This window comes from Streptomyces sp. NPDC020917, assembly GCF_044333795.1.
Classification (GTDB): domain Bacteria; phylum Actinomycetota; class Actinomycetes; order Streptomycetales; family Streptomycetaceae; genus Actinacidiphila.
The window spans coordinates 39,367-53,337 of sequence record NZ_JBIRRR010000032.1 but is presented as its reverse complement, the minus strand read 5'-3'; the positions used below and the strand labels follow the sequence as shown (position 1 = coordinate 53,337).

The 13,971-nt window shown below is 73.1% G+C and carries 17 protein-coding genes and 1 pseudogene; 8 read left to right on the top strand and 10 right to left on the bottom strand.

Going from position 1 to position 13,971, the window contains the following annotated elements; all coding sequences use genetic code 11:
- Nucleotides 1-173: 173 nt before the first annotated feature.
- Nucleotides 174-581 (top strand): peptidase inhibitor family I36 protein, encoded by a 408-nt coding sequence (locus tag ACH4TG_RS39295; RefSeq protein WP_398247833.1) that lies wholly within the window; start codon nucleotides 174-176, stop codon nucleotides 579-581.
- 84 nt (nucleotides 582-665) lie between these two features.
- On the opposite strand, the gene ACH4TG_RS39290 is transcribed toward ACH4TG_RS39295, so the two are convergent.
- Nucleotides 666-1,568, bottom strand: coding sequence for a helix-turn-helix domain-containing protein (locus ACH4TG_RS39290; protein WP_398247828.1), 903 nt, complete (start codon nucleotides 1,566-1,568; stop codon nucleotides 666-668).
- A 185-nt stretch (nucleotides 1,569-1,753) separates the two neighbouring features.
- Between ACH4TG_RS39290 and ACH4TG_RS39285 the strand changes: the two genes are divergently transcribed.
- On the top strand, nucleotides 1,754-2,680 hold the full coding sequence (locus tag ACH4TG_RS39285) for an alpha/beta hydrolase (RefSeq protein WP_398247826.1): 927 nt from the start codon (nucleotides 1,754-1,756) through the stop codon (nucleotides 2,678-2,680).
- A gap of 85 nt (nucleotides 2,681-2,765) precedes the next feature.
- Here the strand turns inward: ACH4TG_RS39285 and ACH4TG_RS39280 are convergent, their stop codons facing one another.
- Nucleotides 2,766-3,350, bottom strand: coding sequence for a GNAT family N-acetyltransferase (locus tag ACH4TG_RS39280; RefSeq protein WP_398247824.1), 585 nt, complete (start codon nucleotides 3,348-3,350; stop codon nucleotides 2,766-2,768).
- A 140-nt stretch (nucleotides 3,351-3,490) separates the two neighbouring features.
- Between ACH4TG_RS39280 and ACH4TG_RS39275 the strand changes: the two genes are divergently transcribed.
- Entirely contained in the window at nucleotides 3,491-3,970 is a 480-nt protein-coding gene (locus tag ACH4TG_RS39275) for a PaaI family thioesterase (protein WP_398247823.1), read from the top strand.
- 133 nt (nucleotides 3,971-4,103) lie between these two features.
- A complete protein-coding gene (locus ACH4TG_RS39270) occupies nucleotides 4,104-4,433 on the top strand; it encodes a hypothetical protein (RefSeq protein ID WP_398247821.1) in 330 nt (109 codons plus the stop codon).
- A gap of 31 nt (nucleotides 4,434-4,464) precedes the next feature.
- On the opposite strand, the gene ACH4TG_RS39265 is transcribed toward ACH4TG_RS39270, so the two are convergent.
- Both ACH4TG_RS39265 and ACH4TG_RS39260 read right to left on the bottom strand, forming a co-directional pair.
- Entirely contained in the window at nucleotides 4,465-5,013 is a 549-nt protein-coding gene (locus tag ACH4TG_RS39265; RefSeq protein WP_398247819.1) for a putative immunity protein, read from the bottom strand.
- An 86-nt stretch (nucleotides 5,014-5,099) separates the two neighbouring features.
- Nucleotides 5,100-5,738 carry a CGNR zinc finger domain-containing protein gene (locus tag ACH4TG_RS39260; RefSeq protein ID WP_398247817.1) on the bottom strand — a complete coding sequence of 213 codons (639 nt, stop codon included), beginning with the start codon at nucleotides 5,736-5,738 and terminating at the stop codon, nucleotides 5,100-5,102.
- Between the two features lie 21 nt (nucleotides 5,739-5,759).
- On the opposite strand from ACH4TG_RS39260, the gene ACH4TG_RS39255 reads away from it, so the two are divergent.
- Complete coding sequence (locus tag ACH4TG_RS39255; RefSeq protein ID WP_398247815.1) at nucleotides 5,760-6,737, top strand: VOC family protein; 978 nt, start codon at nucleotides 5,760-5,762, stop codon at nucleotides 6,735-6,737.
- A gap of 54 nt (nucleotides 6,738-6,791) precedes the next feature.
- Here the strand turns inward: ACH4TG_RS39255 and ACH4TG_RS39250 are convergent, their stop codons facing one another.
- The gene (locus ACH4TG_RS39250) at nucleotides 6,792-7,481 is read right to left on the bottom strand and encodes a TetR/AcrR family transcriptional regulator (RefSeq protein ID WP_398247813.1); all 690 of its coding nucleotides are present in this window, start codon (nucleotides 7,479-7,481) and stop codon (nucleotides 6,792-6,794) included.
- A gap of 76 nt (nucleotides 7,482-7,557) precedes the next feature.
- Between ACH4TG_RS39250 and ACH4TG_RS39245 the strand changes: the two genes are divergently transcribed.
- Nucleotides 7,558-8,823, top strand: coding sequence for an FAD-dependent monooxygenase (locus tag ACH4TG_RS39245; protein ID WP_398247812.1), 1,266 nt, complete (start codon nucleotides 7,558-7,560; stop codon nucleotides 8,821-8,823).
- A 100-nt stretch (nucleotides 8,824-8,923) separates the two neighbouring features.
- Here the strand turns inward: ACH4TG_RS39245 and ACH4TG_RS39240 are convergent, their stop codons facing one another.
- Together ACH4TG_RS39240 and ACH4TG_RS39235 are read right to left on the bottom strand one after the other, a co-directional pair.
- Complete coding sequence (locus ACH4TG_RS39240; RefSeq protein WP_398247810.1) at nucleotides 8,924-9,964, bottom strand: RNA polymerase sigma-70 factor; 1,041 nt, start codon at nucleotides 9,962-9,964, stop codon at nucleotides 8,924-8,926.
- A complete protein-coding gene (locus tag ACH4TG_RS39235; RefSeq protein ID WP_398247808.1) occupies nucleotides 9,961-10,893 on the bottom strand; it encodes an NAD-dependent epimerase/dehydratase family protein in 933 nt (310 codons plus the stop codon). Before ACH4TG_RS39235 ends, ACH4TG_RS39240 begins: the two co-directional genes overlap by 4 nt.
- A 318-nt stretch (nucleotides 10,894-11,211) precedes the next feature.
- Between ACH4TG_RS39235 and ACH4TG_RS39230 the strand changes: the two are divergent.
- Together ACH4TG_RS39230 and ACH4TG_RS39225 are read left to right on the top strand one after the other, a co-directional pair.
- A pseudogene (locus tag ACH4TG_RS39230) lies at nucleotides 11,212-11,409 on the top strand (GNAT family N-acetyltransferase); the annotation flags it as partial.
- A gap of 322 nt (nucleotides 11,410-11,731) precedes the next feature.
- On the top strand, nucleotides 11,732-12,358 hold the full coding sequence (locus ACH4TG_RS39225; RefSeq protein WP_398247806.1) for a hypothetical protein: 627 nt from the start codon (nucleotides 11,732-11,734) through the stop codon (nucleotides 12,356-12,358).
- A 201-nt stretch (nucleotides 12,359-12,559) separates the two neighbouring features.
- On the opposite strand, the gene ACH4TG_RS39220 is transcribed toward ACH4TG_RS39225, so the two are convergent.
- The 3 genes from ACH4TG_RS39220 to tpg form a co-directional block, all read right to left on the bottom strand.
- Nucleotides 12,560-12,901 carry a hypothetical protein gene (locus tag ACH4TG_RS39220; protein WP_398247831.1) on the bottom strand — a complete coding sequence of 114 codons (342 nt, stop codon included), beginning with the start codon at nucleotides 12,899-12,901 and terminating at the stop codon, nucleotides 12,560-12,562.
- Between the two features lie 44 nt (nucleotides 12,902-12,945).
- Nucleotides 12,946-13,203 (bottom strand): hypothetical protein, encoded by a 258-nt coding sequence (locus ACH4TG_RS39215; protein ID WP_398247805.1) that lies wholly within the window; start codon nucleotides 13,201-13,203, stop codon nucleotides 12,946-12,948.
- Between the two features lie 206 nt (nucleotides 13,204-13,409).
- Nucleotides 13,410-13,970, bottom strand: coding sequence for a telomere-protecting terminal protein Tpg (gene tpg, locus ACH4TG_RS39210; protein WP_398247803.1), 561 nt, complete (start codon nucleotides 13,968-13,970; stop codon nucleotides 13,410-13,412).
- Between the last annotated feature and the right edge of the window lies 1 nt (nucleotide 13,971).

The window sequence follows — 13,971 nt, the reverse complement described above, 5'->3', positions numbered from 1 at the left end:
GGCACGCGCTCCGCGTACCCCACCGAGTCCTGGGTGCAGCTGTTCGCCTGCTCCCGCTACCCCACCACCGGGCTGGACTGCACCGCCCCGTGGTCGCCCGCGGTGCCGGGGGCCCCCGGGCCCGCGGCACGAATCCCACGCTTGTGATCCCACGAAAGGCAGGCCACGTCGTGATGTGGTCCCAGATCCGCAGCCGGCTCCCGCGGGCGATGGTGGCCGTCGGGCTGCTCTCGGCGTTCGCGACCGCCGCCGGCACCGTCGACGCCGCCGCGGCGGCGCGCGCCGCCACCGGCACGGTCGTCGCCCCGAACGCCGCCCCGTCCTCGTGCCCGCACGGGGACTTCTGCGCCTACCAGGGAGTGAACTACACCGGCAAGGAACAGAAGATGGGCCCGTGCGGGGTCTACGAGTTGCAGGGCAGCGGCTGGAGCGGCCCCGGCTCCTGGTACAACAACCAGTCCGACGGCATCAAGGCGCGCATGGCGAACAAGTACGGGGTCACCGTCTACGTCACCCCCGGCGCCCCGAGCCACGACGCGAACGGCAACTGGTCGCCCATCTGGTACATCCAGAACTGCTGACGGCCGAGCCGGGCCGGGCCGGCGCGGGCGTACGGGAGCGGGGAGACCTGGCTGGGACCCGGGCGTCGCGGCCCGGGCCGGGGCTCACGTCGCCGGTCGGCGGGGGGAGTTCCGGTCCTGCGTCGGGTCGCGGTCGCCGTCGGGTTGCCCGGCGGTCCAGGAGGCGAGGATGCGCAGTGCGTCGTGGGAGGGGCTGCCGGGTTCGGCGGTCAGGACCATCAGGCGCTGGCCGGAGCCGTCGGGGCTGGTCCAGGTGTCGCAGTCCAGGGTGAGGTCGCCGACGAGGTGGTGCCGGTAGTCCTTGGTGCCGTAACTGGCGGTGTTGACGCGGTGTTCGGCCCACCATGTGCGGAAGTCGGCGTCCTGGACGGACAGTTCACCGACCAGGTGGGCGAGTTCGAGGTCGTCGGGGTCGGCGGCGGCTTCCATGCGCAGCGCGGCGACGGCGTCGCGGGCGTCGTGGTCCCACTGCCGGTGCATGCCGCGGATGAGCGGGTCGGTGAACAGCAGGCGGATGTAGTTGCGCCGCTGCGGCGGGACGTGCGCGAAGTCGGTGTACAGGGCCGCGGCGGCGGCGTTCCACGCCAGGATGTCCATGCGTTTGCCGAGCACGATCGCGGGGGTCTGGGTGAGCTGGTCGAGCAGGCGGGTCATGGCGGGCCGCACCCGCTGCGGGGGCCTGCGGCGGCGGGGCCGGGCGTCGGTCTTCCCGGCGAGTTCGTACAGGTAGCGCTGCTGGTCCTCGTCGAGGCGCAGCGCGCGGGCGAGGGTGGCGAGCACCGATGCGGACGCCTGGACGCGGCCTTGTTCCAGCCGCGTGTAGTAGTCGACGCTGATCGCCGCGATCTGCGCGACCTCCTCGCGGCGCAGGCCCGCGACCTTGCGGTGGCCGTCGGTGCCGGGCAGGCCGAAGTCCGCGGGTGACAGTTGTGCCCGGCGGGCTTTGAGGAACGCGCCGAGCGCTGCGGGATCACGTGCGGGGGCCATGGTCCCCATTGTCCCGCCGGCCCTGCGGATGTGGGGGGGCAGGTTCTTTCCCGGGCAGGATCCTGCGGCTTTTGCGGGCCCGGGCCGGGGGCGATGGTGAAGACGAGCCCGGCACGGTGCCCGGCTCGGCCCCCACCGCACCGGTGCGGACCCCCATCTGGGACAGCAGGATCTGGAGAAAATCCGTGAACAGGCACGACATCACCTTCGACAGTGCGGGCATCCCCCTGGCCGGCCACCTCTACCTCCCCGACGCCGCGGCCGGCGGCCCCCGTCCGGCGATCGTGGTCGGCCACCCCGGCGCGGGCGTCAAGGAGCAGACCGCCGGGGAGTACGCGCGGCGCCTGGCCGAGCAGGGCTTCGTGACGCTGGCCTTCGACGCGGCCTACCAGGGCGGGAGCGGCGGGCAGCCGCGCGGCCTGGAGGATCCCGCCCAGCGCGTGGAGGACCTCAAGGCCGCCGTCTCCTTCCTCACCGCGCGCGGCGAGGTCGACGCGGAGCGCATCGGCGCGCTGGGCGTCTGCGCGTCGGGCGGGTACGTGCTGACCGCCGCGGCGGGCGACCACCGCATCAGGGCCGTCGGCACGGTCAGCGCCGTCGACATCGCCCGGCAGTTCCGCCTGGGCCCGGACGGGACGCAGGACCCGGCGGTCTTCCAGGCCATGCTGGACGCGGCGGCCGGGGCCCGCACCGCGCAGGCCCGCGGCGAGGAGCCGGCCGTCCTCACCCTCTTCCCCGACACCGCCGAGCAGGCCCGCACGCTCGGCGGCGAGCACGGCGCCGAGGGCTTCGCCTATTACCGCACCGAGCGCGCCGCGCATCCCCGCGCGGCGAGCTTCTTCACCTGGACCAGCATCGACAAGATGGCGGCGTTCGACGCGTTCGCCGCCGTCCCGCTGATCGGCCCCCGCCCGCTGCTCATGGTCGCCGGCACCCGCGCCGTCACGTCCTGGATGAGCGTCGACGCCTTCCAGCGCGCCACCGGCCCCAAGGAACTCCACTGGATCGACGGCGCCAGCCATGTCGACCTCTACGACCGCAAGAGTTACGTGGACCCCGCGGTGGAGCGGCTCGCGCTGTTCTTCACCGAGCACCTGGGGCAGGCGGGGTGACGGCGGGGGCGGTGGGCCGCGCTGTGTGCGGCCGGGGGGTGCGGGGCCTATTGCCGCCTGTTCGACGGAAGGGGCCTGCCGTTCTCTAGGTCGCGGTCTTGGCGGCGATCCTGCTGCGCAGCTTGTCGCGCAGGGTCGGCCACTCCGCCGCGAGCACGCTGTAGAAGAGGGAGTCGCGGCGGGTGCCGTCCTGGCGCAGCATGTGGCTGCGCAGCGTCCCTTCGTAGGCGAGTCCGAGGCGCGTCAGGGCCTGCTGGGAGCGCTCGTTGAGGTTGTCGGTGCGCAGGCCGACTCTGGCCAGGTCCAGGTCGTCGAAGGCGTGCCCGAAGATCAGGAGCTTGGACTCGGCGTTGCAGGGGCCGCCCCAGCAGGAACGGTCGAACCAGGTGGCGCCGACCTCGGCGCGGCCCTGCGCCACATCGAGCTCGTACAGGCTCGTGGAACCGATCACCGCCGCGTCGTCGAGGCGTTGGACCGCGAAGGGCCGCCGGGCCGGGTCGGCCAGCATCTGGGTGAGCATCTCCCGCATCTGCGGCAGGGATTCGGGCCGTGGCCGGGGCATCCATCTCCACACTTCCGGATCCGACGCGGAGGGGAAGAGGGCTTCCGCGTGGTCAACGGACAGCGGGACAAGGCGAACCGTGCCGCCGTGCAGGAAGTTGCCGGTCATCACTGCACCGTAGCCTGTGATCTTGACCGGGCAGCCGGCGAACGGCCACCGTCAACTCCCGGATGGGGGTGGCCGCTTCACGCGCCGGGTGCGGAAGTCGCCGGTCCCGGCAGGTCCTTGGGGCCGGGCCCCTCGGATGCATGAAGGAGATCGGGTACGTGGAGAACGACACGCAGCACGCGCCGGCCGGGCCCGAGGTGCGCCGGCGTATCCAGGAGAGCTTCGACCGGCAGGGGCTCATGGCGCACCTAGGTGCGCGGATCACCCACATCGGCCCCGGGCGGGTCCACATCGTGCTGCCGTCGCGTCCCGAGGTGACCCAGCAGCACGGCTTCATCCACGCCGGGGCCACCAGCGCCATCGCGGACACCGCCGGCGGCTACGCGGCGCTCACGGTGTTCCCCGAGGACTGCGATGTCCTCACCGTCGAATACAAGATCAACCTCCTCGCGCCGGCGATCGGCGACCGCATCGAGGCGGTCGGGACCGTCCTGAAGTCCGGACGCACCCTCACCGTCTGCCGGTTGGAGGTCCACGGGGTGCGCGGGGACGGTGAGCGCAAGCTCGTCGCGAACGGCCAGCAGACGCTCATCCGCGTGGACAAGCCGGCCGCGGAGTGAGGTCCCGGCTCGCGCCGGCGTCCGGGGGTGGGGGGTGGCGCCGGGCAGGCGCTTCGAAGTCCGTGCCCGAACCCGCTTGGCCCGCGGCGGGCGTGCCCGGCCCCGGTGGTCGGGACCCTGGCAGGATGCCGGGGTGCGGGTGTTCGGGGTGGTCGGCTGCGTGGGGCTGATGGTTGCTCTGGCGGGGTGCGGTGGCGCGGACCGCGCCGTCCCGGCCGAGCGCGGCACAGGAACGAGTGTGAAGGCGACGGCTTCGGTGGACGCGGACGCGGACGCGGACGCGATCAGTGTTCTGGTGACATTCGTCGGCGGGCCCGCCGACGGCCTGACCGAGCTTCTGCCGCTTGCCCAGGCGGCGGGACAGGTGACGGTCTCGGGCGTGGTCTATGACAGCGACCACGTCCCGCCGGGGGAATTGCAGGACACCGCGCAGGGCCTGGCCCTGGTGATGCGGCCGCTGTGAGCCCGGCGCCGCGGCGCCTGGACGCCGAACGTCACTCGGCAGGCGCGGGCGGGCGGAGGCCGGCGTCCAGCATGCGGATCAGTTCACCGACCCGGCCCCCGCCGCCCGGCGCCGCGGGGAAGCGCTGGAGGACCTGGACGACGGCCGGTGTCGCGCGCTGCACCGCTTGCTGCACGTGTTCGGCACCGGTGTCCGGGTGGTGGGCGGCGGCGAGTTCCGCGGCCCTTGCCGCGTGGCCGCCCGCGCCGAGAATGTGTTTGACCTGGGTGGCCTTGGCCAGCGGGTGCAGGTAGGCGGCGCCTGCCGCCGACATCGCTGCCCGGGCCGCCTCGCGCGCGGCCTCGGTGTCCGCGCTCTGGGCTGCTTTGAGGGCTGCCCACGCGGTGTCCCGCAGGGCCTTCCCCCGCTCGCCGCCACGGGCGAACTCCCAGGCGGCGACGATGGCTTGCCGGGGCCGCGGATCGTCCGGACGGTCGGTCTCGAACACCGCGAGCACCGTTTCCGCGCACGCCGCGGCGAACGCGGTGACCTCCCGCAGGTCCTGCTTGCTCAGGGCGATCTCGTCCGCTTGCGCCGGCATGGCCCCATCCTCGCCCATCGCACAGGGCGGCAACGCCGTTGGCCTCGCCGCGCGGGCCGCCGAGCAGGGCCGGGGCCTGGTCAAGGTCACGACCCCGGCCCGTCGGAGGCGGCGGGTGCGGTGGCGTGCTTGTGGCGGTAGGCGGCGGTGCGGGCCCGGCCGCCGCAGGCGGTGCTGGAGCACCAGCGGCGCCGGCCGGGGCGGCTGGTGTCGACGAAGAGCAGGGCGCACTCGGGGTCGGCACATTCCCGGATGCGGTCGGTGGCGGTGTTGGTGAACAGGTCGATCGCGTCGCGCGCCACGGTGCTCAGGGCGGCCTGCTGGGCGCGGGTGGCGGGCAGGGTGAGCCGGCCGGTGCCGGCGTGCAGGACCGGGATCAGGGGCGGGGGCGCGGCGGCGGCGTTGACGGCGGCCTCGTCCGCGGCGGCCGGCGGGCGGCCGTCGATCAGTGCGCGGGCGATGCGGTGGATCGCCTCGCGCAGCACCCGTGCCGCCTCCAGCCCGGCAGCGCTGATCGCGGGCGGGTCGGCCTGGAGCAGGCCGGACTCGAGGTACCAGCGGGCCAGGTCGGCCGGCTCGCGCAGCCGCTCGTAGCTGCCGCGCCAGCGCTCCCCCACGGTGGCGACGAAGGCCAGACACAGGCGGCCGGAGCGGAAGTTGAACCGCAGCTCCTCGACGGGCACGTCCCGTCCCGCGTCCCCGACGCTGCTTGCCCCAGCCTTCACGTGACGACTATAACTCGTGACATGACCACACGTCACAAGGCACCGGAGTCCCCCTGGACCCGCATCGAGGACTTCCTGCGCGACCTGGGGGCCGACCGCATGCCGCACCCAGGCGGCACCCTGCTGGCCCACCTGGGCCGGGTCGCACGCGCGCTGGCCGCGTGGGGCGCCAGCACCGACGTGCAGACCGCGGGCCTGGCCCACGCCGCCTACGGCACGGACGGCTTCGACGAGTCCCTGCTCGACCTCGCCGAACGCGCCCGGCTCACCGCTGTCATCGGCGAGCGGGCCGAAGCGCTCGTCCACCTCTACGCCGCCTGCGACCGCTCCGCGGTCTACCCGCAACTCGGCAACGGCCGGCCGCTGGTCTTCCGCGACCGCTTCACCGGCGCCGAGCACCCCGTGGCCGACGCGGACCTTTCGGCGCTGATGGAGATCACCGCCGCCAACGAACTCGACCTGGTGGAGCACAACCAGGACCTGGCCGACGCTCACGGCCCCGACCTGTGGCGGCTGTTCGCCCGCTCCCGCGCGTGGCTGTCCGCGCCCGCCCAGGACGCCTGCACCCGGCTGCTGGGCCCCTACGCCGAGGCGGCGCCGCCGTTGCGGATCAGCGGCCTGGACCACCTGGTGCTGACCGTCGCGGACATCGAGCGGACCGTCGACTTCTACCGCCGCGTCCTGGGCATGCAGCCGGTGGTCTTCGGAGACGGCCGCCGCGCGCTGGCCTTCGGCACCAGCAAGATCAACCTCCACCAGGCCGGCCGTGAACTCCTCCCCCACGCCGACCGCCCGACCCCCGGCAGCGCCGACCTGTGCCTGGTCACCGCCCAGCCGCAAGCCCAGATCACCGACCACCTCGCCGCCTGCGGCGTCCACGTCGAGCAGGGCCCGGTACCGCGCACCGGCGCGCTCGGCCCCGTCACCAGCACCTACCTGCGCGACCCCGACGGCAACCTGATCGAGATCAGCACCTACCCGCAGCCCGCGGACGGCTGAGCCCGGCTCGCCCTCCTGGGCCCAACCGGGGTCAACTGCCCGCCCGCGCGGGGGTCATGGGGCGAGCATGCCGCGCAGCAGTTCGGTCAGGCCGCGGCGCAGGGTCGCTTCGTCGGGGGTGGTGGCGTGGTCGGGGCCGGCGGCGCACAGGAACATCAGGCCCTCGCACCAGGCGGCCAGTGACTGGGCGTGGCGGGCGGGGTCGGTGGATCCCAGGGAGGCAAGGAGGGTTTCCAGGGGTTCGCGGAAGCCGCGGCCGGCGGTGTCGTAGAACGCGCGCAGTTCGGGGCGGCGGGTCGCCTCCAGTGCCAACTCGTGCCGGGCGACCAGCAGTTCGCGGCCGCCGGTCAGGGTGCGGTGCAGGGCCAGGGCGAGCGCGCCGGCCGCCTCCTCCAGCCGGTCACCGGTGGCGGCTGAGCCCTGACCGGTGGCGGGCGGGTGGGGCATCTCGTCGGGCGTGAGGACTTGCGCCTCCCGTTCGGCCAGGCGGCGGACCGCCGCGGCGAGCAGGGCGGCACGGGTGCGGGCATGGTTGGACGTCGAGCCCTGCGGCAGTCCGGCCGCCTCGTCGACCGCGCGGTGCGTCAGGCCCCGCATGCCGCGCTCGGCGAGCAGCGCGAGGGCGGTGTCGGCGATCAACTCCGTGCGCGCTGTGCGGGGTTCGCGTGCCGCGCGGGAGCCACCGGCCAGCACGGCCGGTGCGGCAGGCGCGGCAGGCGTCTGATCAGCGGTGTCAGCGGTCATGGAACCCCAACCTACCCCCTCACACTACAGATGTAGTAGCTTGCCGTTTACTACATCTGTAGTTACGGGAGGGATCATGAAGCAGCCCCGTGCCGTCGTGATCGGCGCCGGAGTCGGCGGACTGACGGCCGCGGCCGCCCTGCACCGCGGCGGCTGGCGCGTCACCGTCCTGGAACGCAGCCCCAGCCTGGAACCCGTCGGCGCCGCGATCGCGCTCGCCCCCAACGCCCAGCGCGCCCTGGACGCCATCGAACTCGGCGACGAGGTACGCGCGTTGGCCGCCTGGGAGAGCGACGGCGAGCTGCGCGCGCCCGGCGGCCGGCGGCTGCTGCGGATCGACGGCGCGGCCGCCATCGAGCGGTTCGGCGGCCCGACCGTGCTGCTGCACCGCGCGACCCTCACCGACCTGCTCGCCTCCCGCCTGCCCGCGGGCCGCGTCCGCACCGCGGCCGCCGCGGAACTCGCCGACCCCGGCGCCGCCGGCCGCCCCGCTCTGGTGACCGCCGGCGACCAGGAGTTCGAGGCCGAACTCGTCGTCGCCGCCGACGGCATCCACTCCGCGGCCCGCCGCACCCTGTTCCCCGGCCGGCCCGGGCCCCGCTACGCGGGGTTCACCACCTGGCGCATCATCACCCCCGCCCCGCAGCGGCCGTTCACCCCGCACGAGACCTGGGGCCGCGGGCGCTTCTGGGGCACGCAACCGCTGCGCGACGGCCGCGTCTACGCCTACGGCGCGGCCTTCACCCCACAAGGCGGGCACGCGCCCGACGACGAAAAGGCCGAACTGCTGCGGCTGTTCGGCACCTGGCACCAGCCGATCCCGGAACTGATCGCGGCCGTCGAACCCGCCCAGGTCCTGCGCCACGACGTCTTCCACCAGGCCGAAGCCCTGCCCGCCTACCACCGCGGCCGCACCGCCCTGCTCGGCGACGCCGCCCACGCCATGGCCCCGACCCTGGGACAGGGCGGCAACCAGGCCATCGAGGACGCCGTCGTCCTCGCCCACCACCTGACCGCCACCCGCACCGACGACGGTGACAGCGATGCGGACGTGCCGGGCGCGCTGGCCGCCTACACCCGCGACCGGCTGCCCCGCACCATGGACGTCGTGCGCCGCTCCGCGAGCAGCAGCCGCGCGCCCGCCCTCAAGAGCGCGCCCGCGGTCGCCCTGCGCAACGCCGCGCTCATCGCCGCCGGGCGCCTGGTCCCCGGCCTGCTGCTGCGCGGCTTCGACGGCATCGCCGACTGGAACCCGCCCGCCACGCCGCACGGAGCAGCCCCGCACGCCGGGACCGGGCAGGGCGACGGACACCATGGCGTTCACGGTGACGGGCCGTCATGAACAGCGCAGAAGGGGGGCATCGAGCCGATGTAGCGCCGGGGTCGGCGGCTCCACCTGCGTCTCCAGGTTCGTTCCCTTTGGTGCAGCGGGGGGCTGTACATCATCGACGGGCTGGGTTGCCCCGGTCAAAGTCCTGGCGCACCTCGGTAGCTGAACCCAAGCAACCAAGATCCCCGACAGAGTCAAGCCAGCGGCGTGCCAGCGAGGCGTCGTACGGCTGTTCCGTGGATCGGCGGACCTGGTTCGCTTCGCGGAGAATCGCCCATGCGTCCGCTACCTGGCCCATGTGTTGGAGCTTGTCGGGGTTGATGACGACGCGAATGGCCTGGATCCGGCCGTCGAGGATGTCCAGCGCCCAGGTGCCGAGGATCTTGCCGTCCCGCGCGCGCAGGACCGCGCCAGGCTGGCCGTTGACCTCGCGCGACTCCACGACGACGCCCACCGCGGTGAACAGCGGGACGAGCGCGGCGACCCGGCTGACCACGATGTCGATACCGAATGCGCCCTTGCTCCACAGCGGGGCCTTGCCGCCGCCGTCGCCGACCATGTGCACGTCGGCCGAGAGAACGTCCCTCAGCACCTCGACGTCTCCCCCGCGGAAGGCGTCGAAGAACCGCTCGGCGAGTTGCTCGCACTCGCGCCGGTCGGCTTCAAACCGGGGACGGCCCGCGTCCATATGCCGCCGTGCCCGCACGACCAGCTGACGGCATGCCGCCTCTGATCGGCCCACCGCCGATGCGATCTCCGGGAAGCCGAAGTCGAACACCTCCCGCAGCACGAAGGCAGCCCGCTCCAGCGGGCTGAGCCGCTCGAGCAGCAGCAGGGCCGCCATCGACAACGAGTCGGCCAGCTCAGCCGAGCGCTCCGGGTCCTGGTAAGGATCGGCCAACAACGGCTCGGGAAACCACGACCCGACGTACACCTCCCGTCGTACGCGAGCCGAGCGCAGGACGTCGATCGACACCCGTGTCACCACGGCCGACAGGAAGGCCTTGGCGGAGGCGGGTTGTGTCGGGGAGGACTCCCAGCGCAGCCAGCTCTCCTGAATCGCGTCCTCGGCCTCGCTCACGCTGCCCAGAATCCGGTAGGCAATGGAGAACAGCAGCGGGCGCAACTCCTCGAACTGCTCGGTCCGCGTCATGCCAGCTCCTCCTTGAAGCCCTGCCGCCAGGACGGGTAGCGCAGCTCCCAGCCGAGCTCGCGCTTGGCCTTGGCGTTGGAGAAACCGCGCCCCTCGGTCATCATGAGCACCGCCACCTCGCCGGCGAGCAGCCTCGCCAGCCATGCGGGCACCCGCATCGGTCTCTTCGCCCCCGCGCAGGCGGCCATGTACGGCAGCCAGTCGTTTGCCGGGGCCGGCTCGTCGTCGACGATGTTGAAGACGCCTCGCGCCTTCTGCTCCACGGCCAGGACGGTCGCGCTCGCCGCGTCGTCGAGATGCACCCAGGAGCTGTAACCCGTGGCGCGGCCCACCAGCGGGAACTGCCGCTTGCGGATCAGATCCACCTGGTCGTCGGTGGCGCCCGGCCCGTAGAACCCGCCGTAACGCAGGACCGCCCCATCGGCCTTGAGGACCATCTCCTCGACGTGGCGAACCGCCGCCATTCCCGGCGCGGCGGACGTCCCCAGCATCGGGTCCGTCGGATCTTCCTCGGTCTTCACCCAGCCGCCTTCGCGGATGCCGTTCCCGTTGGCGTAGCTCTGGGCGACGACATGGGGTACGCCCGTCGCTTCGGCGGCGGCCAGCAGGTGATCCGTTCCCTCGGTCCGCAACCGGTTGGTGGTGGCGAACCAGCGGTCCATGTGCTTGATGTCGGGCTTGCCGGCGTGCACCGGGGCGATCGCGGTCATCTGGTGCACGATCACGTCCGGCCGGGCCCGGGCCACCGCCTCATGGACCGAAGCCGCGTCCAGGCCGTCCATGACGGCTCCTGCCGCGCCCAGCCGCTCCAGCAGCGCCAGCTTGGCCGCGCTCGTCGTCGTCGCGGTCACCTGGTGCCCGCGGGCAGCAAGCTGCGGAACCAGCCGTCGCCCCAGCACCCCGGTTCCGCCTGCAACGAAAACCCGCATGACCATCACCTTCCGCTTCGTACGCTTGCCTCTGCCCTCGAGACGAAACAGACCAGCTCCCTGTGACATCCGCGGATTGACATCAGAAGTACTGCGAGGGGCACGGCCTACAGGTTGGTCGCCTCGCCCGCGGTCGGACCCCGCACCTGCGTCCCGGCGTGTTCCGCTTCGCCTGCCGGGTGCACAGCGCAGGACCCGATCCGATGCTCAACGCCACTGCCGAGCATGACGCGGCCCACGTTCTCGCCGTCCTACCGACGTGACAACCTGATCACGGACGGACTGGGCCCGCAGACCAGGAGAGACACAGTCACGGGCCTGACCTTGGCGGAGATACTGGACGCTGCGGCCCACGGGCAGTTCCCGCCGCCGGAGGGGACCACGACCGTGGTGCCGCAGCTCAATCACCGCGATGCCGGGGTCATCGCGTTCACCGCACACTCCGTGGTGTTCACCGACGAGGACCCGCGGTGGGTGCGTGCGACGCTGGCGGCTCTCGACTGCGACGAACTGGCCACCCTGCCGGCCGGACGTGGCCCAAGGCGGTGGGCCGCCGGGTCCTCTCGTGCGCCCCTTGCGGCCGGAGGACAAGAAAGGGATCGGGAGTTGTTGCCCCGGTGACAGGAAATCCCCGGCGCGCGGGGCCCGTTCGCGAATCCCGGACGGGATGATTGCCCCCGTCAATTACCGGCCAGTAGCGTCGTTCGGCGGGAACGGCGGCCGGTCGAGGACGGTCCTCCCCGCACGGTTCCGGCCGGAAGCCGCTGCCGAGTTCCGCTTCGAGCCGACGCGGGCGGCAAGGCGCCGGACAACGCCGGATGGCAGAAAGGACCAGCTCGTGCGCAAGATCTTCAGCGTCGCCAGGAGCAGCCTCGTGACCGGTGCCGCGCTCCTGGCGAGCCTGGGACTGGCCGTCGACTCCGCCTTCGCGTCCGACACGTGGACCGTGACCGGCGGCGGCAACCTCACCGGCGTCTCCACAGACGCGTCCCTCACCGACGGCAGCACCTCGATCGCGATCCCATGCGCCTCGTCCGGCATCATCGTGTCCATGGCGAACGGCACCGGGCTGCCCGGCGCCGGCATCGGGTCCTTCACCAGCCTGACGTGGAGCAGTTGCACCGGTCCCCTCAACCTTGCTCTCACCCTCAGTGCGCAGAGCCTGCCGTGGTCCCTCAACGCCGTCAGCGTCACCCCGTCCGGTGTCTCCGGCACGGTCACCGGGGTCCAGGCCCACATCAGCGGCAACGGCTGCACCGCCGACCTGGGCGGCGCGACCCCTGGCACCACCGCCACGCTGGACATCCTCTACAGCAGCAACGACCTGAGGTTCACCGGGACCGGCGACCTGCACGCATGGAACGTCTCAGGCCTGTGCATCGGCTTGATCAACTCCGGCGACGCGCTCTCGTACACGGCCGACTACCTCCTCAGCCCGGGCACGGCGCACATCACCTCGCCGTGACCGCGACGCCGGGCGCGGTCGTGGTGCGGGCCTGCCGCGCCCGCCGGGAAGCAGGTTGATGCCGTCATCGTCAGCCCGAGCGGCCGGGGTTCGAGGCTCGGCCGTTGTCCGCCGCCCCAGGACGAAGACGACGGATCCGAGGATGACCTCGCCGCCTGGCCCGGCTGACCTCACCCGGGCGGCTGCGGGGTGGCATGCCGATCAGGGAGTGAGGTCCAGGACGCGCACGGGATGCGCCACCCACACGTCGGGGGTCGTGGTCGCCACCACCGCGCCGGTGGGGCGGTCCGGGGTGGGCTGCGCGGCGTGCAGCGTGTGCGCCAGAGCCCAGGTGTCACGGCGAGCAACGGACAACGCTGCGGTCAGGTCCAGGTCCAGCACCGTGATGCCGGGCAGGGCCGCGATGTGCTCGCCGGTTCCCGGCCGGGCCCGATCGGCTTCGACCAGCGCGCACGCGGTGGCGTACAGGCACCAGCCCGGTTCGGCGTGCGCGCGGTGGATCAGCCGGGAGGCCAGAAGGTTGCCCCGGCCGGCCGCTGTCATCGCCGTGTCGTCCAGGACGACGTGCACGGCCCCGTACGGGTGGGTCACCGGCCGGCCGCCTGCCGCAGACGCGCGTCCAGTTCCGCGTCCAGGTCCTTCTCCTCTGCGGCGCCCGGGGCGTACCCGTTCCAGTCGCTCAGCACCTCGCGGGCCCGCTCGGCCTGCTCCGCGCGCTCTTCCGGCGTGAGCACGGTCTCTGCCAGCCGGGCCAAATACGCCCGCAGCGACATTCCCTCCGCCGCGGCCACCGCAGCCAGACGGTTCCGGGCCTCTTCCGGGATACGGACATTCGCATCAGCCATGATCGTGCTCCCTTCCTTTCCGAGGAAGCATACGGGTACGTACCCGTGGTGTCCCGGCACGGGTCCGGACACCCGCAGGCGTCGTCCTTCACCGCCCGGGGCGGGGCGTTGGACGACTCAGACCGGGCCAGGCGCGTTCGGGATGTCCGCCGCAGTGCGAAGCCCTGGGTCCAAGACCCGCTCCTGCCCACTGGTTCAGGAAACGGTCAGATGTCGATCTCGATGTAGTCGATGGTGGTGAACCGCACCTCTTCCAGGGAGCGGGCGCGGCGGCCGCGGTCGCGGAAGTACACCTCGCGCAGGCCCTCGGCGACGATCTGCTGCAGGTCGGCCTCGCTCGCACCGGCGGCCTGGGCGTCGAACAGGCGGGCCGCGAAGTGCGGGGGCAGGCGCTGGGTCAGCAGCCGCGTGCGGTCCTCGTCGGTCGACCCGGGCGCCCCGGAGTAGCCCAGTCGCGCCCGGGTCTCCACGACGATGCCGTCCGAGGTCGCCGCGCGGGTGCGGGCCCGGGCCCGCACCCGCGGCTGCCAGTCCCTGCGGACCTCCCGCTCCAGCCGGGCCGCCAGCTCGCGCCGCGGGCGGCGCAGCGTGCCCTTGAGGTAGCGCTCCACCGTGCGCTGGGAGACCGCGAGCCGGTCCGCGACCGCGCGGGTGGAGCCCTTCTCGCTCCTGACCAGGAACCGCATCTGCGCCCCGGCGGACTTCGGGATCGGGCGGGTCGCGGTGGCCGCGCCCGCCCGTTCCAGGCTGTCCTGCAGCTTGCCCACG